Origin of the sequence: Streptomyces sp. NBC_00582, assembly GCF_036345155.1 — a bacterium.
GTDB lineage: Bacteria > Actinomycetota > Actinomycetes > Streptomycetales > Streptomycetaceae > Streptomyces.
Genome location: NZ_CP107772.1, coordinates 9,777,475 through 9,799,489 on the forward strand (window position 1 = coordinate 9,777,475; position 22,015 = coordinate 9,799,489).

The 22,015-nt window shown below is 72.2% G+C and carries 19 protein-coding genes and 2 pseudogenes; 11 read left to right on the forward strand and 10 right to left on the reverse strand.

What is annotated here, in order from left to right:
* Positions 1-53: 53 nt before the first annotated feature.
* Complete coding sequence (locus OG852_RS44260; protein ID WP_330350840.1) at positions 54-1,097, forward strand: NADPH:quinone reductase; 1,044 nt, start codon at positions 54-56, stop codon at positions 1,095-1,097.
* 248 nt (positions 1,098-1,345) lie between these two features.
* On the opposite strand, the gene OG852_RS44270 is transcribed toward OG852_RS44260, so the two are convergent.
* Positions 1,346-1,894 (reverse strand): DUF1062 domain-containing protein, encoded by a 549-nt coding sequence (locus OG852_RS44270; RefSeq protein WP_330350841.1) that lies wholly within the window; start codon positions 1,892-1,894, stop codon positions 1,346-1,348.
* Between the two features lie 239 nt (positions 1,895-2,133).
* Between OG852_RS44270 and OG852_RS44275 the strand changes: the two genes are divergently transcribed.
* The gene (locus OG852_RS44275; protein WP_330350842.1) at positions 2,134-2,769 is read left to right on the forward strand and encodes a hypothetical protein; all 636 of its coding nucleotides are present in this window, start codon (positions 2,134-2,136) and stop codon (positions 2,767-2,769) included.
* A gap of 49 nt (positions 2,770-2,818) precedes the next feature.
* Here the strand turns inward: OG852_RS44275 and OG852_RS44280 are convergent.
* Positions 2,819-3,401, reverse strand: a pseudogene (locus OG852_RS44280) (TetR/AcrR family transcriptional regulator).
* On the opposite strand from OG852_RS44280, the pseudogene OG852_RS44285 reads away from it, so the two are divergent.
* From OG852_RS44285 to OG852_RS44325, 9 genes and pseudogenes are all read left to right on the forward strand, one after another.
* Positions 3,304-4,240: pseudogene (locus tag OG852_RS44285) on the forward strand (helix-turn-helix domain-containing protein); the annotation flags it as partial. The pseudogenes OG852_RS44280 and OG852_RS44285 sit on opposite strands and share 98 nt — an antisense overlap.
* A gap of 769 nt (positions 4,241-5,009) precedes the next feature.
* On the forward strand, positions 5,010-5,906 hold the full coding sequence (locus tag OG852_RS44290) for a TauD/TfdA dioxygenase family protein (protein ID WP_133914304.1): 897 nt from the start codon (positions 5,010-5,012) through the stop codon (positions 5,904-5,906).
* Positions 5,903-6,796, forward strand: a complete 894-nt coding sequence (locus OG852_RS44295; RefSeq protein ID WP_330350843.1) for an ABC transporter permease — start codon at positions 5,903-5,905, stop codon at positions 6,794-6,796. The genes OG852_RS44290 and OG852_RS44295 overlap by 4 nt, the downstream gene beginning before the upstream one ends.
* Positions 6,793-7,524, forward strand: a complete 732-nt coding sequence (locus tag OG852_RS44300; protein WP_330350844.1) for an ABC transporter ATP-binding protein — start codon at positions 6,793-6,795, stop codon at positions 7,522-7,524. Before OG852_RS44295 ends, OG852_RS44300 begins: the two co-directional genes overlap by 4 nt.
* A 43-nt stretch (positions 7,525-7,567) precedes the next feature.
* The gene (locus OG852_RS44305; protein WP_330350845.1) at positions 7,568-8,650 is read left to right on the forward strand and encodes an aliphatic sulfonate ABC transporter substrate-binding protein; all 1,083 of its coding nucleotides are present in this window, start codon (positions 7,568-7,570) and stop codon (positions 8,648-8,650) included.
* 38 nt (positions 8,651-8,688) lie between these two features.
* Positions 8,689-10,017, forward strand: a complete 1,329-nt coding sequence (locus OG852_RS44310) for an LLM class flavin-dependent oxidoreductase (RefSeq protein WP_330350846.1) — start codon at positions 8,689-8,691, stop codon at positions 10,015-10,017.
* Positions 10,010-10,792: an ABC transporter ATP-binding protein gene (locus OG852_RS44315; RefSeq protein ID WP_330350847.1), complete on the forward strand. Its 783-nt coding sequence runs from the start codon at positions 10,010-10,012 to the stop codon at positions 10,790-10,792. The genes OG852_RS44310 and OG852_RS44315 overlap by 8 nt, the downstream gene beginning before the upstream one ends.
* A complete protein-coding gene (locus OG852_RS44320; RefSeq protein ID WP_330350848.1) occupies positions 10,789-11,601 on the forward strand; it encodes an ABC transporter permease in 813 nt (270 codons plus the stop codon). Before OG852_RS44315 ends, OG852_RS44320 begins: the two co-directional genes overlap by 4 nt.
* A 549-nt stretch (positions 11,602-12,150) precedes the next feature.
* The gene (locus OG852_RS44325; RefSeq protein WP_133914298.1) at positions 12,151-14,316 is read left to right on the forward strand and encodes a SpoIIE family protein phosphatase; all 2,166 of its coding nucleotides are present in this window, start codon (positions 12,151-12,153) and stop codon (positions 14,314-14,316) included.
* A 165-nt stretch (positions 14,317-14,481) separates the two neighbouring features.
* Here the strand turns inward: OG852_RS44325 and OG852_RS44330 are convergent, their stop codons facing one another.
* From OG852_RS44330 to OG852_RS44365, 8 genes are all read right to left on the reverse strand, one after another.
* The gene (locus OG852_RS44330; protein WP_133914297.1) at positions 14,482-15,057 is read right to left on the reverse strand and encodes a hypothetical protein; all 576 of its coding nucleotides are present in this window, start codon (positions 15,055-15,057) and stop codon (positions 14,482-14,484) included.
* Entirely contained in the window at positions 15,054-16,451 is a 1,398-nt protein-coding gene (locus tag OG852_RS44335) for a hypothetical protein (protein ID WP_330350849.1), read from the reverse strand. The genes OG852_RS44330 and OG852_RS44335 overlap by 4 nt, the downstream gene beginning before the upstream one ends.
* Positions 16,448-17,257: an ABC transporter ATP-binding protein gene (locus OG852_RS44340; RefSeq protein ID WP_330350850.1), complete on the reverse strand. Its 810-nt coding sequence runs from the start codon at positions 17,255-17,257 to the stop codon at positions 16,448-16,450. Before OG852_RS44340 ends, OG852_RS44335 begins: the two co-directional genes overlap by 4 nt.
* 20 nt (positions 17,258-17,277) lie before the next feature.
* On the reverse strand, positions 17,278-18,129 hold the full coding sequence (locus OG852_RS44345) for a zf-HC2 domain-containing protein (RefSeq protein WP_330350851.1): 852 nt from the start codon (positions 18,127-18,129) through the stop codon (positions 17,278-17,280).
* Entirely contained in the window at positions 18,126-18,686 is a 561-nt protein-coding gene (locus OG852_RS44350) for an RNA polymerase sigma factor (RefSeq protein WP_133914293.1), read from the reverse strand. The genes OG852_RS44345 and OG852_RS44350 overlap by 4 nt, the downstream gene beginning before the upstream one ends.
* 53 nt (positions 18,687-18,739) lie before the next feature.
* A complete protein-coding gene (locus tag OG852_RS44355; protein ID WP_330350852.1) occupies positions 18,740-20,185 on the reverse strand; it encodes a hypothetical protein in 1,446 nt (481 codons plus the stop codon).
* 7 nt (positions 20,186-20,192) lie between these two features.
* Positions 20,193-20,336 (reverse strand): hypothetical protein, encoded by a 144-nt coding sequence (locus tag OG852_RS44360; RefSeq protein ID WP_208117216.1) that lies wholly within the window; start codon positions 20,334-20,336, stop codon positions 20,193-20,195.
* A 61-nt stretch (positions 20,337-20,397) separates the two neighbouring features.
* Positions 20,398-22,011, reverse strand: coding sequence for a VWA domain-containing protein (locus OG852_RS44365; RefSeq protein ID WP_330350853.1), 1,614 nt, complete (start codon positions 22,009-22,011; stop codon positions 20,398-20,400).
* Between the last annotated feature and the right edge of the window lie 4 nt (positions 22,012-22,015).

Here is a 22,015-nt window from a genome sequence, read left to right on the forward strand (position 1 = left end):
CGGCCGTGCCGGGACCTCTTCCTCACCGAGCCACAACTCTCCAAGGACGGACCATGAAGGCGATCGTTTACCGCGACAACGGCGGCCCGGAGGTTCTCCGGCTCGTCGACCGTGACCTGCCCGCGCCCGGCCCCGGCGAGGTACGGGTCCGGGTCGCCGTGTCCGGGGTCAACCCGACCGACTGGCAGGCCCGCCACGGCGCCGACCACCCCAAGCGCTTCCCCGAGGTCACCCCGCACCTCGACGGCGCCGGCACGATCGACGCCGTGGGCGAGGGGGTCGACCGGAGCCGGGTCGGCCAGCGGGTCTGGGTGTTCATGGCCGCGGCCGGACGGCCCACCGGTACCGCCGCCGAGGCCACCGTCGTGCCCGCCGAACGCGCCGTACCCCTGCCCGACGACGCCGGCTTCGACGTGGGCGCGTCGCTGGGCGTCCCCGCGCTCACCGCCCACCGCGCGCTGACCGTCGCCGAGGACGGGCCCCGCCGTCTGCGGCCCGGGGCACTCGACGGGGCCGCGGTGCTCGTCGCGGGCGGGGCCGGGGCGGTCGGCCACGCGGCGATCCAGCTCGCCCGGTGGGCCGGCGCCACCGTGATCAGCACGGTCAGCGGCCCCCGCAAGGCCCGGCTCGCCACCGCTGCCGGGGCCCACCACGTGGTCGACTACCGTGAGGGTGACCCGGCCGCCGAGATCCGCGCAATCGCCCCGGACGGCGTCGACCTCGTCGCCGAGGTCGCCCTGGGCGCGAACCTCGTGCTGGACCTGGCCGTACTGCGGACCCGCGGCACGATCTCGACGTACGCCAACCTCGGCGGCAAGCCGGTCGAACTGGACGTACTGCGGAACATGGTGCTGAACACCCGCCTGCAGTTCCTCGTCCTGTACACGGCCGGACCGCAGGTGCTCGGCGCCGCCGCCGAGGACGTCGCCGCCGCGGTCCGCGACGGCGCCCTGCCGGTCGGGGAGGAGCACGGCCTCCCGCTGGTCCGCTTTCCGCTCGAAGCCACCGCCGACGCGCACCGGGCGGTGGAGGGCGGCACCGTCGGCAAGGTGCTGGTGGACATCCCCACGGTTAAGCATGGAAGTTGCGGTGCTTGAGCGGGGACAGGCGAAAGATGCCTCAGGAGGGCGGCCGCGGCGATCGTCTTGAACACCGAGCAGATCGGGAAGAGCTCGTCCGCGCGATGTGTGAGGGCGCGTCCGGTGGCGGTGTCGTGGGCGACCCCCCGACGGGTGCCGTACTCCCGCTCCAACCGGGCGAGTTGGGCGGCCTCATGCCTGGCACACCGGAGCAACCAGGGCCTGCCCGGCGGAACGTGCCGGACAGGCCCTTGGTCCCGGCGGGCTCAGCGCTTGAGCGTGAAGGTGAAGTCGCCCGAGAGCCTGCCGCTCAGCCGGACCGCCGAAACGAGCTTGCCTTCCGTGATCAGTCTCTCGACCGTGGCCCGTGAGAGACCGCAGCCTTCGGCGATCAGTCGTGCCGGCCGGACCGGGATCCGTGCGGCGAAGTGCACCGAGACGTCGATCACCTCGCGGTCCAGGTGCTCCGTTCCGCCGGTGTCGAGACGCCAGGCGTCGTCCCAGTCGAGTGCGACGCGATTACGGCGCTGCACGCCCGGATCCTGGAGCAGTGCTGCCGTCAGGCCGAGGTCGTTGTCATGCAGCCGGTCCAGCAGCTCGGGACGTACGGAGCGCACAGGCGTCCGCTCCAGGAGCGTGAGCTTCGCCGTCTCCCCGCACCCGGTGCAGAGCACGAGGAGCCAGGCGTCGATGAGCTTGTGGTTCGCGTTGACGCGGAATTTGCCGCTTGAGCGGAAGCGCCGGGACGCGCACGTGGAGCAACGGCGCATGACGAGCGGCAGGCAGGTGGGCATGACCACCCAGTTGGTGAGCACAGGAGTACACCGGTTTCAGTGAGAAGTCCGCAGCAAAAAGAGGCGCGGCGCACAGGCGCGACGCGCGACGATTCAGCGCTCGGGAGGTCTCACAGGGTGTACAACGGCACGTCCTTGATCAGACGACTTGGGTCCGCAGCAAGGTAATGGTGCACAGTGGCGGTGTACCACTGGTTTTCGAGCCCGCCGAGTCAGCGGGGGTGGGGGACAGGGGATGCTTGCGGAAAGGTTCGGGCCGCATGGCTGAGCGGGCCGTGGTGCGCCGGATGGGTGCCGCCGGTATGTCTCTGGCCGTGCTCGGGGTCGCGGCGGGACAGGCCGCAGCTGAGCCGTCCCCGCCGGCCGCCTACACCCCTGTCACCGAAACGGTGAGGGGCAGGGTGGGGGACACCGTCGTGGTCCGGCTCGGTGTGGCGAACCTGGGCCCCGGTTCCCCCGACGGCGGAGCCCTTGGAACCTTCGCGGTGGTGCCCCCGGCCGGGACCACGATCACGTCCATTCCCTGGGAAGGGGACGACGACGATCGGCGGTACTCCTGCCGGCCGCCGCAGGACGAGGACAACTCCTTCTTCTTGTGCGACCTCTCGGAGTGGAGCGCCCCGCGGCCCGGGGCCCCGGTCACGATCGGTTTCCACATCCGTATCGACAAGCGGATCCCCGGCGCCAAGGGCTCCCTCACCGTGTACGGTCCGAACGACCCCGTGCCCGGCAACGACAGGGACACCATCTCGGTGGAGGCCGCACCCGCGCCGTTCTGGCGGTGGCAGGAGCCGCTCTCGCCCGGGCAGCACTGGGCGCTGGCGGCGGGGGCGCTGGCCTTCGTGGCCTCGGCGGGCAGATGGTTCGTCAAGAAGCGTCGGCGGGAGGCGTCGTAGAACCTCCGTCGTGAAACCTCGGTCGTTTACGGCCTCGGTCGTCAGGACCTCAGTCCCGCAGCAGGGCGAGCTGGTGCTCGACGGCCTCGGTGAGCCGCTCCTCGTCGTCGGTGGCGAGGAGGTCGAGCAGGGCGCCTCGCAGGACGGCCAGGGCCAGGGTGCGGCGGGCGCCACCGTCCTGGCCGTCACGTTCGGCCGGCGGCTGGCAGTCGGCCAGGACGTCGAGCCAACTCTCCACCGTGGCACGGGCGAAACCGGCCCAGGGCCCGTCGGGCTCGACCAGGGACCGCGTGTACGCCTCCGCCCACAGCCGCAGCAGTGGCCGGTGCTCCTTCGCCGCGAGCCACGCCCAGACCCGCTCGACGGCCGGGACCAGCCCGGCGGGGAGATCGGGCTGCCGGGCCCGGTCCAGGAGCGCCGGCTCGTCCGTGCGGGCACGTGCCAGCAGCGCCCGCACCAGGCCGTCCTTGCTTCCGAAGAGGAAGAGCGGGCCCCGGGCTGGAGCCGATCGCCTCGGCCAGCGGCCGCAGTGACATGTCGGTCAGGCCGTGGGCGAGGGCGTACTGGTACGCCGCCTCCAGCAGCTCGGTCTGCCGGGCGGAGGGGGTTGGCGCTTCCTCGGGTGGGGTGATTCCCCGGCTCGACTTCAACCCGCCCGAGGAACGGGTCCCCGGCTTCGAGATCGTCGACCTGGCGACCCTGCACGAGCGGCGCCGGCGTCGGCGCAGTCTGCCCCACGCGGTCCACCGGGTGGACTTCCACACCCTCACGCTGGTCACGGAGGGAATGGGGAGAGCACACGATCGACTTCGTGACGCATCCCTGCCGCCCGGGGACCCTGGTGTGGATCCGGCCGGGACAGGTGCAGCGTTTCGCCGGCCCCGGCACCACCAACGGCACACACCTCCTCTTCACGCCCTCCTTCCCGCCACGCTTCAGCAGTGCGGAGCGGTTGGTGAAGGAGTGGTACGGCCCCGTGTACTGGCAGCTCGGTACGAGCCCCGAATTCGCCGCCCTCTCCACCTTGTTGGGGCAGATGCGGGCCGAGTGCGACCGCGCCGATCAGGCGGTGTCGGCGGAGATCCTTCAACTCCTGCTGGCCACCGTGCTGTTGCGGATCGACCGGCTGCCGGATCCTGAGGGCGGCGGCACCCCGCACACGGGCGGCGGGGTCTACGCCCACTTCCGCGCCGAGCTGGAACGCTCGTACGCCACCACCCGGCGCGCCGCCGACTACGCCGACCGGCTCGGCTACACCGTCAAGACCCTCACCCGCGCCTGCACGGCCGCCACCGGGCAGCCCGTCAAGCACGTCATCGACGGCCGTGTCGCTCTGGAGGCCAGGCGACGGCTCGCGCACACCGACGAACCGGTGGCCACCATCGCCCGCCGCCTCGGGTTCCCCGAACCCACCGACTTCGGCAAGTTCTTCACCCGCCACACGGGCACCACACCGGGCGCCTTCCGCAGGCCCAACAGCGCACCTGAGAGGACGCCGTCGGGCCCTCAGCCGGAGATCTTCAGCACGGCCCGGAAGTGGGTCTCGGCGGCCATTGTTCGGTCGTACGCCTCGCGGGCCCGGTCGAGAGGGCAGACCTCGACCAGGGGCGGACGTTCGGCGAGGGCGCTGCACTTCACGGCGGCCTCCAGCGCGTGACGTCGGTGATGTACAGGTGGGCAGGGGCCCTCAGACGCTGAACGAAGGCGATCACCGACCCGTCGTCCCGCGCTCGCCGTGTCCGCAATGCAAGACCTGTCCGGGAAGTTATTGACCAACGCGGTGGGCGTCTGCTGAACTCCCGTCCATGAACCCGCGCGTGGACCTGACCCGGCGGCGCCACATCGATCTGGCGCACGTCTCCAGCGCGTTTTGTTGTCGCTGAGCCGGCACGTGGTCCCCGGCGGCAGCCGGTGTGCGCCGACGGCGCGCGCCGGTCAGAGGCGGTAGGAAGCCGCCCGCACCGCGACGCCTCCCCGCGGGATCGTCGTTTTTTCCACCCTCTGAGGGCTCTCCGCCTCCTCTCCTTCTCCGCATGAGCCGGGAGCCCGTCCGCGCACGCCGACACGGTCGCTGAGAACGCGGCCGCAGCGGTCGCGCGACCACGCGCTCGCTTCTCCGGCCTCGCCAACCCGCGTTCCCCGTGCGGTCGTTCACGCCTGCGCGGCACCAGCCCATTCACCCCGACTCCCCGATCCCCAGCACCCTTCGGTGCGCCCGTCCGTCCGGGAGGGACCCCCTCATGCCTCCGTCCATCCGTAAGCTCACCGGCCGCATCGGCGCGGTCGTCGAGGGCGTCGACCTCACGGCACCGCCCGACCCCTCGACGGTCACGGCGCTCCGGGACGCCCTCAACGAGCACAAGGCGATCGTCTTCGACGACGTGCGGCTCGACAACGCCGGCCAGGAGCGCGTGGCCGGCTGGTTCGGCGAGCCGACGACCGCTCATCCGAATGTGCCCGCCGTCGACGGCACGACGAACGTACTCGCCGTCGACAGCGACACCTCCAAGGCCAACGAGTGGCACACGGACGTCACGTTCGTGGTCAACCCGCCGCAGCTCACCACGCTCCGGTCCATCGTGACGACGCCCTACGGCGGTGAGACGCTCGTCGCCAACGCCGCCGCGGCCTACCGTGACCTGCCCGAACCGCTGCGCGCCCTCGCGGACACCCTGCGCGTCGTGCACACCAACCAGTACGACTACGCGCGCCCCGAGGCCACCTCCGCCGCACGGGCGGAGTACGACCGCGTCTTCGTCTCGACGCCCTACGAGGCCGAGCACCCGGTCGTACGGGTGCACCCCCTGACGGGTGAACGCGGGCTGTTCATCGGCGGGTTCGCTCACCGCGTCGTCGGCCTGTCGGGCAGCGAGTCGGCGGATCTGCTGCGCATCCTGCAGTCGTACGTGACCCGCCCCGAGAACATCCTGCGCTGGACCTGGTCCCCGAACCAGTTGCTGATCTTCGACAACCGGATCACCCAGCACTACGGGGTGGACAACTACGACGACCACCCGCGCCGCCTGAACCGGGTGACGATCGCCGGAGAGGTGCCGGTGGGCGTCGACGGACGCCGCAGCGAGCAACTTCTCGGCGACGCCTCGCACTACACGAGTGTGCTGGAGGCTGCGGCATGACCGAGATCGGCCTCAAGGCGCCGGCCCTCGCCAAGGGCCAGGACACCGGGACGGCGCGCGTGCGGGAGCGCGAGGTGTTCCTGCCGCGCGACGCCCGCCGCCGGACGCGGTTCAGCACGCTCCGTGAGCGACTTCGCTGGCCGCTGGGCATCTACACGACACCGGTCCTGATTCTCGTCGTCTGGGAGGCACTCGCCCGGGCGGGAGCGGTGTCGAAGACCTACGCTCCGGCGCCGACCTCGATCGTGAAGTCCGCCGCCGACCTGTGGCAGCAGGGCGTCCTCGGCCCCGACCTGGCCATCTCGCTGCAGCGGGCGGGCATCGGTCTGGCGATCGGTCTGACGGTGGGCATCGTCGCCGGGGTGCTCGGCGGTCTGCTGCGCAGCGGTGAGTACCTCTTCAACGGCGTCGTCCAGGTGCTCAACACGATTCCCCTGCTGGCGGTGTTGCCGCTGATGATCGTGTGGTTCGGCATCGACGAACTCACGAAGGTACTGCTGATCTCCTTCGGAGCCGGCGTCCCGATGTACCTCAACCTGTTCGCCGCGATCCGGGGCGTCGACCAGCGGCTGATCGAGATGACCCGCACGACGGGCGCGGGCACATGGCGCCTGGTGACGCGCGTCCTGGTGCCCGGCGCCCTGCCGGGGTTCCTGGTCGGCCTGCGGTTCTCTCTCGCGTACAGCGTCCTGGGCCTCGTCGCTGCCGAAACGGTCAACGCGGACAAGGGACTCGGCTTTCTCATCACTCAAGGGCAGACGTATCTCCAGACCAACCAGGTCTTCGTGGGGCTGGTGATCTATTCGCTCCTCGGTCTGCTCGCCGACCAGTTCGTCCGGGTTCTCGAGCGGGTGCTGCTGCGGTGGCGACCCAGTTATGAGGCGTCATGAGCAGCGCAGTCACGACCGAGCCCCGTCGGCAGACCGGCGTCGTCGTGGAGCAGGTGGTCCGCCGGTTCGGCGAGCGGGCGGTGCTCGACCACCTCGATCTCACCATCGCCGACGAGGAGTTGGTGATCCTGCTCGGCCCCTCCGGCTGCGGCAAGAGCACCCTCCTGCGCCTCCTCGCCGGACTGGACCGGCCCGACGCGGGACGCGTGGAGGTCCCGGCCCGACGGGCGATCGTCTTCCAGGCCGACCGTCTGCTGCCGTGGCAGCGCGTCCTGCGCAACGTCACGCTCGGGCTGCACGGGGCCGACGCGGAACAGCGCGCCCGCGACGTGCTCGCCGAGGTCGGACTCTCGGGCCGCGAGAAGGCATGGCCCAAGGAACTCTCCGGTGGCGAGGCCCAGCGGGTGTCCCTCGCCCGGGCCCTGGTCTCGGAGCCCGAACTCGTGCTCCTGGACGAGCCGTTCGCGGCCCTCGACGCGATCACCCGACTGCGTATGCACGACCTCGTACGGGCGCTGCGGACCAAGCACCACGCCGCCATGCTGCTCGTCACCCACGACGTCGACGAGGCGATCGCCCTGGCCGACCGCGTCGTCGTCATGAGCAACGGCCGCATCGGCGCCTCGCACGACGTCCGCCTCTCCGCCGCCGACCGTGAAGCGAGCGTCGCCCGCGAGGAACTCCGCGCCCGGCTCCTGGAAGACCTCGGCCTCGCAGGCCAGCACTGACACCCGAACACACTCACCCGGCACAGAAAGCACACGACATCCCATGCGTAAGAGAAACACGCTCAAGAGAAACTCGCGCCAGAGGAACAGCAGAGTCATCGGCGCCGTCGGCCTGCTCGCCCTGGCGGGCACCCTCGTCGCCTGCGGATCGGAGTCGGACACCGCCGCGCCGCTGAGCAACGCCGCCGAGTCGAGCGACGCCAAGCACCCCGAGTGGAGCAAGTACACCTTCACCATCGGCGACAACGGCGGTGACGGCAGCGAGGCCCTCGCGAAGCTCACCGGCGTGTTCGACAACGCGTCCTACAAGGTCAAGTTCGCGCGCTTCACCTACGGCCCGCCGCTCGTGCAGGCCGCCGCGTCGGGCGACATCGACCTGGGCAGCGTCGGCGACGTACCGCCGATCACCGGGGCCGCGAAGGAGTACGGCTTCAAGATCGTCGCCGTGAACCGCTCGCTCACACCCGACCAGGCGGTGGAGAACATCATCGTGCCGAAGGGCTCCAAGCTGAGGACGGCCGCCGACCTCAAGGGCAAGAGGATCGCCGTGCCCCAGGGCAGTTCGGCCCACGGTCTCGCCCTGAACGCGCTGAAGAGCGTCGGCCTCACCCCCAAGGACGTGAAGCTGGTCTTCCTCGACCCGGCCGCCGGCGCGACGGCGTTCAACACCGGCAAGGTGGACGCCTGGTCGATCTGGAACCCGCAGTCGGCGATCGCGGTCAAGAACGGCGCGCGCATCCTGGTCAAGGGTCTCCCGCCGATCGACCAGACGAGCAGCTACTACGTGGCGAGCGACACGTCACTGAAGGACAAGACCCGGCGTGCCGCTCTCACGGACGTCCTGAAAAGGCTCTCCCGGGAGTTCGCCTGGGCGGTCAAGAACCCCGACCAGTACGCCAAGGCGCTCTCGCAGGAGCAGGGCATCCCGTTGGCCGACGCCAAGGCGTCACTGGCCGCCTACTCCAACCGGGTGACACCGGTGGAGCAGTCCGACATCGAGCTGGAGCAGAAGCTCGCCGACGCCTTCCAGGAAGCGGGCCAGATCACCAAGAAGGTCGACGTCGCGTCGATCACCGACAACCTCCTCCCGGCCGGCTACGACAGCTCCCGGCTGACGGTCGACTGAGCCCCGCCGTCCACCTCGACACGTAAAGGAGAAAGACCGTGAGCGCGAGACGGCGCCGGCTCCACCTCAACGCCTTCCTCATGGAGGCGGGCCACCACGAGGCAGCGTGGCGGCTTCCCCACAGCAATCCCCGGGCGGACTTCGACCTGAGGCACTGGATCGAACTGGCGCAGCTGGCCGAGAGCGCCGCCTTCGACTCGCTGTTCCTCGCGGACGGCCCGGCCCTCATCGGCACCGGCGAGTTCCGGCCGCCGGGCCAGCTCGAGCCGCTGACCCTGCTGACCGCGCTGTCCCAGGCGACCAGCAGGATCGGCCTCATCGCGACCGTGTCGTCGACGTACAACGAGCCGTACAACCTCGCCCGCCGGCTCGCGTCCGTCGACCATGTCAGCGGCGGCCGGGCCGGCTGGAACATCGTCACCTCGGCAGGGGCGGACGAGGCGGCCAACTTCGGCCTCGACGACCGGCCCGGGCACGCCGAGCGCTACGCCCGTGCCGACGAGTTCCTGAAGGTCGCCAAGGCGCTCTGGGACAGCTGGGAGTCCGAGGCCGTCGTGGCGGACAAGGCCACGGGACGCTACGCCGACCCCGCACGACTGCACCCGCTCGGCCACCGGGGCGATCACTTCAAGGTGGCCGGCCCACTCAACGTCGAGCGCCCACCGCAGGGTTACCCCCTGCTCGTGCAGGCCGGCTCCTCCGAGGACGGCAAGGACTTCGCGGCCCGGCACGCCGAGGCGATCTTCACCGCCCATACGACGTACGAGCGCGCGGCCGCCTTCTACGCCGACATCAAGGCACGGACCCGGGCGGCGGGGCGGGACCCGGACGGGGTCGTCGTCCTGCCGGGCATCGTCCCGTACATCGGGTCGACCGAGGAGGAGGCCCGGGCGCTCGCGCGGCAGTTCGACGAGCTGCGCGTCCCGGAGTACGGGCTGCGCCAGCTGGCAGCCGTGTTCGAGACGGAGCCGTCGGTCTTCGAACTCGACGCGGCCCTACCGGAGTTCATCCTCGCCAGGCCGAAGCTCGAAGGCTCCCAGAGCCGTTCCGACCTGATCATCGAGCTCGCCGTGCGGGAGCGCCTGACGGTCCGCCAGATCATCTCCCGGCTCGGCGGCGGACGGGGCCACTTCGAGTTCGTCGGCACGCCCGAGCAGGTCGCGGACACCATCATCGCCTGGTTCGAGGGCGGTGCCGCGGACGGGTTCAACATCATGGCACCCGCGCTCCCCTCGGGTCTCGCGGCCTTCATCGAACACGTCCTGCCGATCCTGCGCGGCAAGGGGCTGTTCCGCGAGGAGTACGAGGGCACGACCCTGCGCGAGCACTACGGGCTCCCGGTCCCCGCGAACCAGTTCCATGACTGACCCGCTCGTGACTCCCGCCGCCTCCCGGAGCGGCGGGAGCCCGCCCGCCCTGCGCGTCGAGGGCCTGCGCAAGACGTACGAGGGCGGCTTCACCGCGGTGGCCGGGCTGGACCTGGAGATACCGGACGGCGCCTTCTTCGGCCTGCTCGGCCCGAACGGCGCGGGGAAGACCACGCTGATCGGCGCGGTGTGCAACCTCGTCCGCCCGACGGCCGGCACCCTCTCCGTCTTCGGCCACGACCACCGCGGCCGTCAGGCACGCAGGCTGCTGGGGCTGGCCGCTCAGGAGATCAACGTCGACCGGTTCCTGTCCGTCCGGCAGATCCTGATCTACCACGCGGGCTACCACGGCATCGCCCGCAAGGCGGCCGTCCGGCGCGCCGACGAACTGCTCGCCCTGTTCCGCCTCGACGACAAGGCCGACGTACGCGCCTACGAACTGTCCGGCGGCATGCAACGGCGTCTCGTCCTCGCACGGGCGCTCATGCACCGCCCCCGCCTCCTCATCCTCGACGAGCCCACCGCCGGCGTCGACGTCGAACTGCGCACGGAGATCTGGCGGGTCGTCAAGGGTCTGAACGCGGCCGGCACCACCGTCCTGCTCACGACGCACTACCTGGAGGAGGCCGAGACCCTGTGCGACGAGATCGCGCTGCTGCGCGCGGGCCGGATCGTCGACCGCGGCTCCGCCGCCTCACTGCGGGAACGGTACGAGGCCCGGGACATCTCGGAGGTCTACGACCGGGTGATCACGGCGGAGGAGGTGCCCTCGTGACCGTCACCGACACCCCGCCCCTCCCGGCCCACGACGAGCCGTTCCGCCCGGAGCGGTCACCCTTCCTGTGGCTCCTGGAGCGCGAGATCCTGCGCTTCCTCACCATCTGGCGCTACAGCGTCGTGGGTCCGGTGCTGTCGACCGTGCTCTTCGTCGTCGTCTTCGGATCCGCTCTCGGCCGGCACGTCGACACGATCGACGGCATCGGCTACGGCAGGTTCATCGTGCCCGGACTCTTCACCCAGGCGATCGTCAACGTCGGCTTCTTCAACGGCACGACCAGCCTCTTCGAGGCCCGGCGGGACCAGTACATCAACGACGTGTTCGCCAGCCCGCTCAGATGGTGGGAGATCAACGCGGCGCTGGTGGGCGGAGGTGTCGCCCGAGGCGTCGTCGTGGGCGCGGGCGTCCTGGCGGTGGCGCTCCCGCTCACCCACTCCGGCGCCCCGGCCCGCCCCCTCGTCCTGCTGTCCGGCACGCTCGGGGTGCTCCTGGTCGCCGCACAGGTGGGCGTGATCGCGGGCGGTCACGCCAAGTCCCTCGACCACGTCTACTCCATGGAGTCGATCATCCTGCTGCCGCTGGGCTTCCTCGGCGGTGTCTTCTACTCGGTCCACCAACTCCCGCCCCTCTGGGCCGCCCTGAGCCACCTCGACCCCGTCTTCTGGCTGGTACAGGTCGAACGGATCGGCTTCCTCGGCCACGGCGACGTCGACGCGTCCTTGGCCCTCGGGGTGGTGTGGGGCCTCGCGGCGGTGCTCACGGCCTGGTCGGCCGCGATGTTCGCCACCGGCCGCCTCAAGCCCTGACATCGGCATCTCCAAGGGCCCGAGCCGGAGCACCGACACGCGACCAGGGCGTTCTTCAGCACGTTCACCCGCACCACCGGTCAGACTCCGGGCAATGGTGACAAAAGCGGTTGTCCGGGGCAGGTGGGAAGCGTGGAAGTGGACGCTGTCATCGGCGAGCCCCATCGCCTCCCGGGCGACCTCACCGCGGTGCGCGACGAGCGGGCCGGGGCGGCCGGGCGGCTCGGCAGGGGGCGCAGGGCGTCACCCGAGCCCGCCGGCCCCGGCGAGCCCCCCGCCCTTCACCCGAACCGTGCGCGTCGGCTCCCGATCCCCGCCCACACGACGCGCCGACGAGGCCGGTCCGGCTGCCGCTCGCGGCCGCGGCCGTGAGTGGCAGGAGTGCGGTCACAGCGCTCAGCATGAGGGGGAGAAGAGCGTGGTGTGGGGCGACATGCAGGGGGCCGGCCCGGTGACGGCGCCTGCCCGGATGTTCACCGCCACCACACGGATCACTGCCGGCGGGCTGCTGTGCGCCGCGGAGAAGCCGCCCCGAGGGGAGTGGAGGGCATGACCGGTATGGGTGAGCCGGGCAGGGACTCCGACGCACTGGACGCCGCGTTCGCGGAGACGGTGCGCCGGACCGGTGCGTCCATCGGCGCCCTGTACCTGCTCGCGCCGGACGAACGGCTGCTGTCCCTGGAGGCGGTGTGCGGGGTGCCCGTCGAGTTCGCCGCTCCCTGGGCGAGGGTCGCGCTCGCCTCTCCCGCGCCCGTGGCCGACGCCGTCCGTGAGGACCGTATGGTGTGGGTCGGCAGCCAGGAGGAGATGGTCCGCTCCTATCCGCGCACCGCCGTGGTGCTGCCCTACCCGCTGGCGCTGGCCGCCGCGCCGGTCAGCGGCGTCCGGCGGTGGGGGACCCTGCTGCTGATGTGGCCCGCCACGCGCCCGCCCCACATGACCCCGCGCGAGCGCGGCAACATCACGTCCAGTTGCCGCCGTCTGGCCCGGCTGCTGGAGGAGGCCGCCGAGCGGACGGGTCCGGCCCGCCGTGAGCGGCCGCGGGCCGTCCCCGTCGGAGCCGGCCGCGGATACGCGCCTCCGGCGCTGGCCGTCGCCGACTTCGTCGAGCGCCTGCCCGGCGGAAGCTGCGCCCTGGACCTGGAAGGACGCCTCACCTACGTCAGCACCGGTGCCGGCGACCTCCTCGGCCGCGAGGCCGACCAACTGCTGGGCACCGTGCCGTGGCAGTCCCTGCGCTGGCTCGACGACCCCGTCTACGAGGACCGCTACCGTGCCGCGGTGATCAGCCGGGAGCCCGTCTCGTTCACCGCGTGCCGTCCGCCGGACCTGTGGCTGGACATCCACCTGTTCCCGGACGACAGCGGCATCAGCGTCCGTATCGTCCCCAGCGGAACGCACCTGCCGCCCACACCGACGAGCACGCGCGCCGCGCCGGCCTCCGGCTCCGAAGCCGACTCCGTCCCGGCCCGAGCCGGCCAGCTCTACCAGCTCACGCATCTCGCCGCCGCGCTGACCGAGGTCGTCGGCGTCCAGGACGTCGTCGACCTGGTCGCCGACCAGATCATGCCCGCCTTCGGCGCTCAAGGCCTGGTCCTGTCGACCGCCGACGCCGGCCGGCTACGGATCACCGGCCACCGCGGCTACGCCTCCGACACCATCGCCCGCCTGGACGGCCTCCCCCTCGACACCGCCTTCACCCCGGCCGGACAGGCCCTCGCCAGCGGTATCCCCGCGTTCTACGCCGACGCGGAGGAGATGCGGCGCACCCATCCGGAGGCCCCGCCGGCCAGCGGAAAGCAGGCCTGGGCCTTCCTCCCCCTGATCATCTCCGGACGCCCCGTCGGCATCTGCGTCCTGTCCTACGACAGCCCGCACACCTTCCCGGCCGACGAACGCGCCGTCATGACCTCACTCGCCGGACTCATCGCCCAGGCCTTCGACCGCGCCCGCCTCTACGACACGAAACACGAACTCGCCCACGGCCTCCAGCAGGCACTGCTCCCGCGCCGCCTGCCCACGATCGACGGCCTGCGCGTCGCCGCCCGCTACCTGCCCGCCACCCGCGGCATGGACATCGGCGGAGACTTCTACGACCTGATCCGCCTCGGCGACACCACCGCGGCGGCCGTCATCGGCGACGTCCAGGGCCACAACGTCGCCGCCGCCGCCCTGATGGGCCAGGTCCGCACCGGCGTCCACGCCCACGCGACCCTCGGCGCATCCCCCGACCAGGTGCTCCACCGGACCAACCGGCTCCTCACCGACCTCGCCCCCGACCTGTTCACCAGCTGCCTCTACGCCCACCTCGACCTCGCCCGCCGACGCGTCACCCTGGCCAGCGCCGGCCACCCCCCACCGATCCTGCGCCTCCCCGGCGGCGAGACCCGGCCCCTCGACGTCCCGCCCGGGCCGCTCCTCGGCATCGACCCCGACGCCGTCTTCCCCGTCACCGAGATTCCGCTCGCCGAGGGCATGCTGCTGGCCTTCTACACCGACGGCCTCGTCGAAACACCGGGAGTCGACCTCGACGACTCCATCAACCGCCTCGTACGGCACCTCGCCGAGGCCGGCGACCGGGACCTGCACCGGCTCATCGACGCCGTACTGAGCAGGACCGACACCATCGGGCAGCGCCTCGACGACATCGCCCTGCTCGTGCTGCAGGAAAGCAAGGGCACGGGGAGGGACGACAGGGCCGACAGGGCCGGCTGAGCGATCAGCGGGACGCGAGCGGGGCGGGGCGGTCCGCCGGCCAGGCGGATGCAGACCCCGGAACGCCTCCGCGTTGCGTGCGCACCAGTCCGCGAAGGCCCGTGGCCGGCGTCCGAGCAGCGGCTGGTCCTGTCGGGCCGAGGTCATCTCACCCTCACCCGACGACTACCGTCTCGGTCCCGCGACGGCGTACGCCGCGGTGCCGGCCGCCGTGAGGATGAGGGCTGTCCAGGTGCCCGCCGCCGTGCCGGAGGGCAGCAGCATCCAGGACGCCACCTGCGTCGGCACACTCGTCGGGGCAGGGGCGAAGAACGCGTAGGAGAGCCAGGCGAACGGCAGTGTCCACGCGTACGGCCCCCCGCACACCGTCGCCCCGACCGCCGCCAGCCCCATCAGGCCCGCGCCGTCCCGGACGATGAACGCGGTGGTCGCCAGGTCGGCGCCCGCTGCCCGGACCGCCAGCGGGATCGCGGCGACGAGCGCACCGCCGAGCAGCACATGCGCCGCCCTGCGGGGTACCCACGGGATCGCGGCCGTCCGGTCCAGTGCGAGGTCCTGCCCGCCGAGCCCGACCGAGACCGCCATCGCTCCGGCGGCGAGGACCAGCACGGGCAGCCGGGGATCGGCCGGCTCCCCGCCGGCGTCGCGGGCGAGCGCCCATCCCGCCAGGGTGCTGATCAGCACCACGGCGAGCGACGCGGGCACCTGCCGCGAACGCGCGTACAGCGTCAGCCACCTCACCCGGACACACCGCCCTTCAGCGCGTCGAGCGTGTTCCCCCGGCAGGAGAGCGCGGCGGCGCGCATCGCGTTGACCCGCGACACCTGCTCGGTTCGGGGCAGCGCCTCGAGGTCCTTCCACACCGCTCGGGCCTCGGTGTCGAACTCGTGGCGCAAGCCCGCCGACTGTGTGCTGGGCAGCGACTTGAGGTCCCCGAGGACCCAGCCCACCGCGACGGTCTGCGCGACGTCCTCCTCGCCCGCGCTGAACCAGCCGACGGGGGCGCACCCCGGCACCATGCCCTTGGCGATCAGGGCCCAGGTCAGCTCCTCGCCCTTCGCGTCGGTGATGACGTCGTCGTCGAAGCCGAAGAGCACGGTCCCACGGGACCACCGCGGCGTGGTCCCCTCCGCCTGTACGGCGGTGTTCTCCCGGACCGAGACCGGGGCCCGGCCGCCCAGGGCGCCGCGCAGCAGACGCAGTGCCTCCTTGCCGGGACCCACGAGGCCGGCGAGTCGTGCCCGGTGCTCCCTGGCCACGCACACCGGGCCGTCGCACACCGACGCGGCGGCGGCCTCGTCGCGGACGTAGATCCGGCTCGGGTCGGACGGGAGGACGAGCAGGGCGATCGTCGCGCCCGCCAGGACGGGCGTCAGGGCGAGCAGTCGGGCGCGCCGGGTCGCGGCGACCAGCAGGGCGAAGCCCGTCGCGGCCACGCCGAGCAGCCAGATCGTCTGTCCGACGTGCACGGAGGCGGAGAGGGTGACGAACGCGTTGGTCACGTCGGCCACCACCGGCGAGAGCAGCGAGATCTGCTTCGGCTCCGTGACCGGGATACCCTCCGCCGTGGTCGTCCGCGTCTGACCCAGGGACGCGTGCATGAGCGCGGTGAACGCGAAGGCGACCATGGTCAGCAGCGGCGGGGTGAGCGGGGACGGCAGGGCGCGCCCGGCCCCCATGCCCAGCACGGCTCCCGCGACGAGGGAGAACGCCCCCACCAGCGAGATCGGCAGCCATCCCAGGTGCGTGTAGTCGGTGTGGGCGAGCACCTGGACCCCGCCCACGAGGACGAGGAGCCCGAACGCCGAAGCCAGGCTGATCGCCACCGTGCCCGCGAGTGCGGCGGCGCGGTGCCGGGCGGGACGCGAGGTCGTCGACAGCAGCTCGGACATCTTCGAGCGGTGGTCACGCAGCCCCTGCAGCGCGCCGAGTCCGACGGCCAGCGGCCACAGGTAGAACAGCACAGCGCGGGTCCACAGGGCCAGGGACGTCCACTGGGCCGTCCACGCCGTGGTGCCCGTCCACCACCCGGCGTCCAGCAGATACAGGAACGCGAGCGCGCCCGCCAGGACCACGGCGCCGGCCCAGGGGGCGACGGAGCGCTTCCACTCGGTGCGCAGGACACGGATGTTCACCAGGTGCCCCTCTCCTGCTCCGGGTTCTGCAGCAGCGCCGAGTAGCCCCGCTCCAGCGGGCTGTCGCCCACATGGTCGGGCCCGCCCGCCGCGGCCAGCTCGTCCGGGGTGCCCTGGAAGACCAGTCGGCCGTCGGCGAAGAGCACCACGTCGGTGCAGGCGACGGCCACGTCCTCCACGAGGTGGGTGGAGACGACCACGCAGGTGTCCTTGCCGAGCTCCTGGAGCAGCTGGCGGAAGCGCAGCCGCTGCGCCGGGTCCAGGCCGACCGTCGGCTCGTCCAGCAGCAGGATCGTGGGGTCGTTGACGATGGCCTGGGCGATGCCCACCCGCCGCACCATGCCACCGGACAGGGTCTTCATCCGCTGGTCGGCGCGGTCGGCCAGGCCCACCCGCTCCACGGCGTGCTGCACCGCCGCGGGGATGTCCGCCTTGGGCACCTCCTTCAGCCACGCCATGTACTCGACGAACTCGCGGACCGTGAAGCGTTTGTAGTAGCCGAACTCCTGCGGCAGATAGCCGATCCGGCGACGCAGCGCACGGTGCTCGCCCCTGCCGCCGGCCGACTCGCCGAGCAGCTCCAGGGTGCCCTCGGCGGGGCGCAGCACGGTGGCCAGCGCCCGGATGAGGGTGGTCTTGCCCGCCCCGTTGGGACCGAGGAGGCCGTGTACGCCGGTGCCGAGCGACAGGTCGAGCCCGTCGACGGCCATCCGGTTCCTGCCGACCCTCACCTTCAGCCCGGTGGCCCGGATCTCCCAGGCGTAGGGCGTCGGTGCGATGTCGGCCGCGCTCACAGCGGGCAGCATGTGGTGTTCCTCTCCGATGGTCAACGATGGGCTCCCAGCACGGAGTACGCGCCCCTGCGGGCGATCACGACACCGATGCCGAGCGCGAGGATCAGCCCCCACACGGGCAGGCCGACGGTCCGCAGGGCGAAGGTCGTACGGCCGGAGGACAGGCTCGGGGCCACGACCACGGCGGCCCATCCGGCCACCAGCCAGGCGGCGGCGCGGGTCACCCCGACGACACCGCCGAGCGCCAGGGTGGTCGAGGTGAAGGCCAGACAGGGCAGCAGCCATTGCGCGGCCGTCACCCCGGTCACCCCCGTCGCCCAGCCGCCGATCAGCAGCGCGGGGACGACCACGGCGAGCACGGACGCGGTACGCCGCAGCACCAGATACAGTCCCGCCCTCGGCGCGGAGGCCGTCAGCTCGTACGCCGGGTCCAGGCCGCGCGACCATGACGCCGCGACGCCGAGCACGGGCAGGACCGGGGCGAACAGCAGCACCAGCGACACCCCGTCGGAACCGGAGCCGTAGCCGGTGCCCGGGACGGTGCCGGTCAGGTCGAGCAGCAACGCGAGCAGGGTCACGCACACGACCATGGCCACCCACGGCACCGTCGTCGGTGTCAGCCATCTCGCCACCCGCGCGGACCAGCGTCGTCGTCGCGGCATCGGGGCGATCTCGGCGAGCCGCGGTTCGAGGTCGGACCACACGGTGCCGACCAGCGCCGCGACGGCGGGCGCCTGCTCCGTGACGGCGGCCGACAGCCGGTCTCGGCACACCCGGCACGCCTCCAGATGGGCCTCCAGGGCCCACACCTCGTCGGCGGCGAGCTCCGTGTCGCCGCGCGCGTAGCCGTCGATGATCCGAATCGACGCGTGTTCCCCACTCATGCCAGCGCCTTCCGCATCTCGATCCGGGCCCGGCGGGCACGGGTCTTGACCGTGCCCTCGGGCAGTCCCAGCAGCACCGAGGTCTCCCGGACGGACAGCCCGTCGAGCACCATGGCCTGCAGGACATCTCTGAGCTCCGGCGCGAGGCGCCGCAGCGCGTCGCCGACCTCACCGCCGACGGTCGTCGCGAGCGCCTCCTCCTCGGCGGCGGGCGCCACGGGCCGCGACGCGGCCGCGGGTGGCGGCTCCGCGTGGTGGGCCCGGCGCCGGAACGCGTCGACGAGTCGGCGCGCCGCGATCGTCCACAGCCAGCCGACGGCGGTCCCCCCGGCCGTGGTCCCGACGAACGCGCCCGCCGCGCGCCACACCGCCAGATAGGTCTCCTGCATGACCTCGGCGACGATCTGCTCGTCCGCACAGCGGCGGCGCAGCCGCACCGCCATCCACGGCGACGTACGCCGGTACAGCTCCTCGAACGCGGCACGGTCACCCTTGGCCACCAGCCGCACGAGATGCTCCTCGTCCGGCTCGCCCGGTGCCTTCCTGACTGATCTCACACCCGCAAGACGCCGGCCACGGACGGCAGGTTTTCCCCTGGGCGTGATCCCCGTCACATCGTCGTACGGCGTCGGCGACGGCGGTACACCGCGATCCCGGCGAGTATCGCCACGGCGGTCAGGGCGCTCGGCACCAGAACCGCGGGCTTCCGGTACGGCGGGGCCGGGGACGCCTCCAGGGGGATGACAGCGGTGTCGTTGCCGGGGGTGCGGTCGTAGGGGTTGTGGACGCGGATGGTGCCTTTGGCGCCCGCGATCCGCCGGTCGACTCGGAAGCGGAACTCGACCGTGGTCGTCCCGTCGGACCCCGGCCAGAACACGTCGCTGTTGAGATCGCAGACGAACGCGCCGCCGGGTTTCCCGGGGCGCTCGCACGCCCACTTCCCGTCCGTGTCCTCGAAGGTGAAGGGGACGGACGTGACGGTGGTGCCCTCCGGCGGCACCACCTCGAAGCCGCCCACGTCGCCGCTCGGAGTCCCCGGACCGAGCCGCCGTACCCCGAGCCTCACGCTCACCGTGTCGCCGACCCGGCCCCGGACGGTCCCGGTGACCGGCTCGTAGTCGGCCTGCACGGTGGTGGTGACCCCGACCCTGCCGTGGCTGTCGTCGAAGTCCCGGTGCGCGGCGGTGCGGACCAGGGTGAGCGCGGCGCCCGTGCCGCGCACGGTGTGACCCTCGGGCTTTCGCGGGTCGGACGACCAGGTGTAGGTCACCTCGCCGGCCAGGGTCTTCGGGCCGGTGACGGTGTACGGCAGCGGTGCGCTCGTGCGGTACGCGGCGCCCGGGGCGGCCACCGTGTCGAACGCGCACCAGGCGGAGGTGGGCGACGGGCCGGCGTAGAAGCAGTTGCGGTACCGGGTGGTGAGCGTGAGGCCCTCCGAGACGTTCACCCGCAGAGCGACCCCGCGCACCGCCGGGAAGCGGGTGTTGTCGGCCAACCGGGGTGTCAGCCGCGCGGGCTTCCCCGGCGCCAGTCCGCTCACGCCCCTCTCCTGACCGGGCGCGGACAGGGTCGGACCGCCCACCGTCATCCGGGTGGTGCCGGTGATCGTGGCCGCGTTGTCGGCGGTCGCCGTGTACGTCACCGTGCCGCTGTCGCCCGGCTCGACGCCGTCCACGCCGAGGAGGACCAGCGGGTCGTAGCTCTCGCCGTCGCCGTTCTCGAGATCGCCGTACTCGCAGGTGCGGACCGGGCCCTCGGCCTTGCACATGCCGCTGTCCCCGACCCGGGCGACGCCCTCCAGACCCGAGGCGTCCACGACCACCCGCACCTTGCGGGCCGGCGTACCGCCCTCGCTCCGCTCGACGAAGACGGGCACATGGAAGTCGCCGTTCGAGGCGCTCGCCCCCTCGTCCGCGTTGTACATGACGAAGGTCTTCTCGGTCTCGAAGCGCATCACGACACGGTCCGAGCCGTCTGCGGCGGCGGGTGTCACGGCCGCCGCGAACACCGTCGCGAGGGCTGCGAGGATTCCCGGCACGCGTTTCCGTAAAGGCATCCGGGCACTATGCCACCCGGGGTGCCGTCCACGGACACGGGGCGCCGCGGCGGCCCGAGGTGAGGTGCTCGGCGAGTTTGACGACGATGCCCTCGGGTTCGCGGACATGGCAGAGCCGGTAGACGTTCTCGTACCGCACGATCTCGCCCACCGGTTCAGCCCCGTGGGGCGCAGGCGGGCCACGACGTGCTCGATGTCGTCGACGGGGGCTGTCAGATCACACGGAAGAGGTCGGCGGCGGTGTGGACGTCGGTGAGGTCCTCGACGGAGCGGAGGTTGTCGCACAGGGCCTCGAGGACCGAGTCGGCTTCGGCGACGCGAGGGGCTCCGACGGCGACGCCGAAGACGCGGAAGCCCAGCAGGCGTTTGGCGTCGTTCCAGTCGCGCATCCATGTCTCGGTGACGCCGCAGTCGTCGTCGGTCAGCATCACGATGTCGCCGCGCGTGCGGGCGGCGGAGTCGAACTCCTCCCGCAGCAGTTGCCCGGCCGCTGTCAGCGGCGTCTGGTAGCTGGTGCCGCCGCCGAGGAAGGTCTCCGCGAAGTCGAGGACTTGGACGATGTCGGTGGGCCGGTCGGCGGGGAAGCGGAAGACCCGTACCTTGTCGGCGGCGGAGAACAGGACGCCGACGAAGTCACGCCCCGCGTGGCGGGCCTGGTCCAGCAGCGCCAGGGCGCACGCCTTGGCCCACGCCTCCCGGGTGACGCCGCCGGGGCCGGCCTCGTACATGGAGTGCGAGGTGTCCACGCACGCGATGACGGCGCCCCGACCGCTCGTCCGCTCGCCTTGGCTCTCGTAGAGCATCAGCTCCCCGGCGGCGTAGCGCGCGGCGAACACCGCCCGCAGCTCGGGCAGGCCGAGGTGGGTGAGCTCGGAGGGGATGACGCGGGAGAGGTCGTCGCCGAGCGTGACGCCGACCAGTTCCCCGGTGGCGTTCTCCACCTTGCGGGCGCGCTCTCCGGCAGCCATCTGCCGGAAGCGACCGATCAGCTCGGCCCACTGTGCGAAACGGCCGGTGCGCAGCCGCTCGGCGAGCCGGGCGCGCTGGTCGAACGGCATGCGCTCCAGCTCACCGGGAGCGACGCCCCATGTTCGCATCAGCGCGGCCTCCTCACGCGTGGCCCGGGCGGCCTTCGCCACCGCGCTCCGTGCGGTGGATCGGATGACGGAGGCCGCTGCCGAGAGGGCCTGCGCGGCGTCCTGGGCGGTCTGCGCGGCGGCCTCTACGGCCCGTTGCACGGCGTCGGTGGCCGGGGTCGGCACGGTGCCGTGTTCGTCGTCCTCGCCGTCGGCCTGCTGGAGCGCCTCGCTGAGGGCGTTCGCCGCGTCTTCGGCGTCCTGCTGGGCCTTCCTCGCCCGCTCGGCCCGTTTCTGTGCATCCCGGGTGCGCTCCAGCATCACGCGCAGGGCGGCGGCCTGGGCGAGCACGGCCATGGCGGCGGCGTAGGGGTCACCGACCGTCTCCCGGTGCAGCAGGGCGAACTCCGGTGACTCCGTCAATGAGGTGATGACCTGATGGTTGACCAGCCGTGAGGGCTCCATTTCCCCGGGCTCGCGCAACCGCGGCCTGACCTTGTAGGCGGCCAGGAACGCGTCGGTCAGGAGGTCGGTGGTGCAGTCGTGGCGTCCGCTCAGCTCCTCGGCCAGCTCGCGCAGCCCGGCCGACTGCGCGTAGGTGTCGCGCCACGCGATCCAGTCGAACCGGTCCGCGACCACGGCCGCGGTGTGCCGCTCGGGAGCGGCGGCGGACAGGCCCAGCCACGCCTTGGCCGGGACCGCCGACTCGTCGAGTTCGCGCGGTGTCCTGTCCCCGTCCGTCCGGCTCATGGTC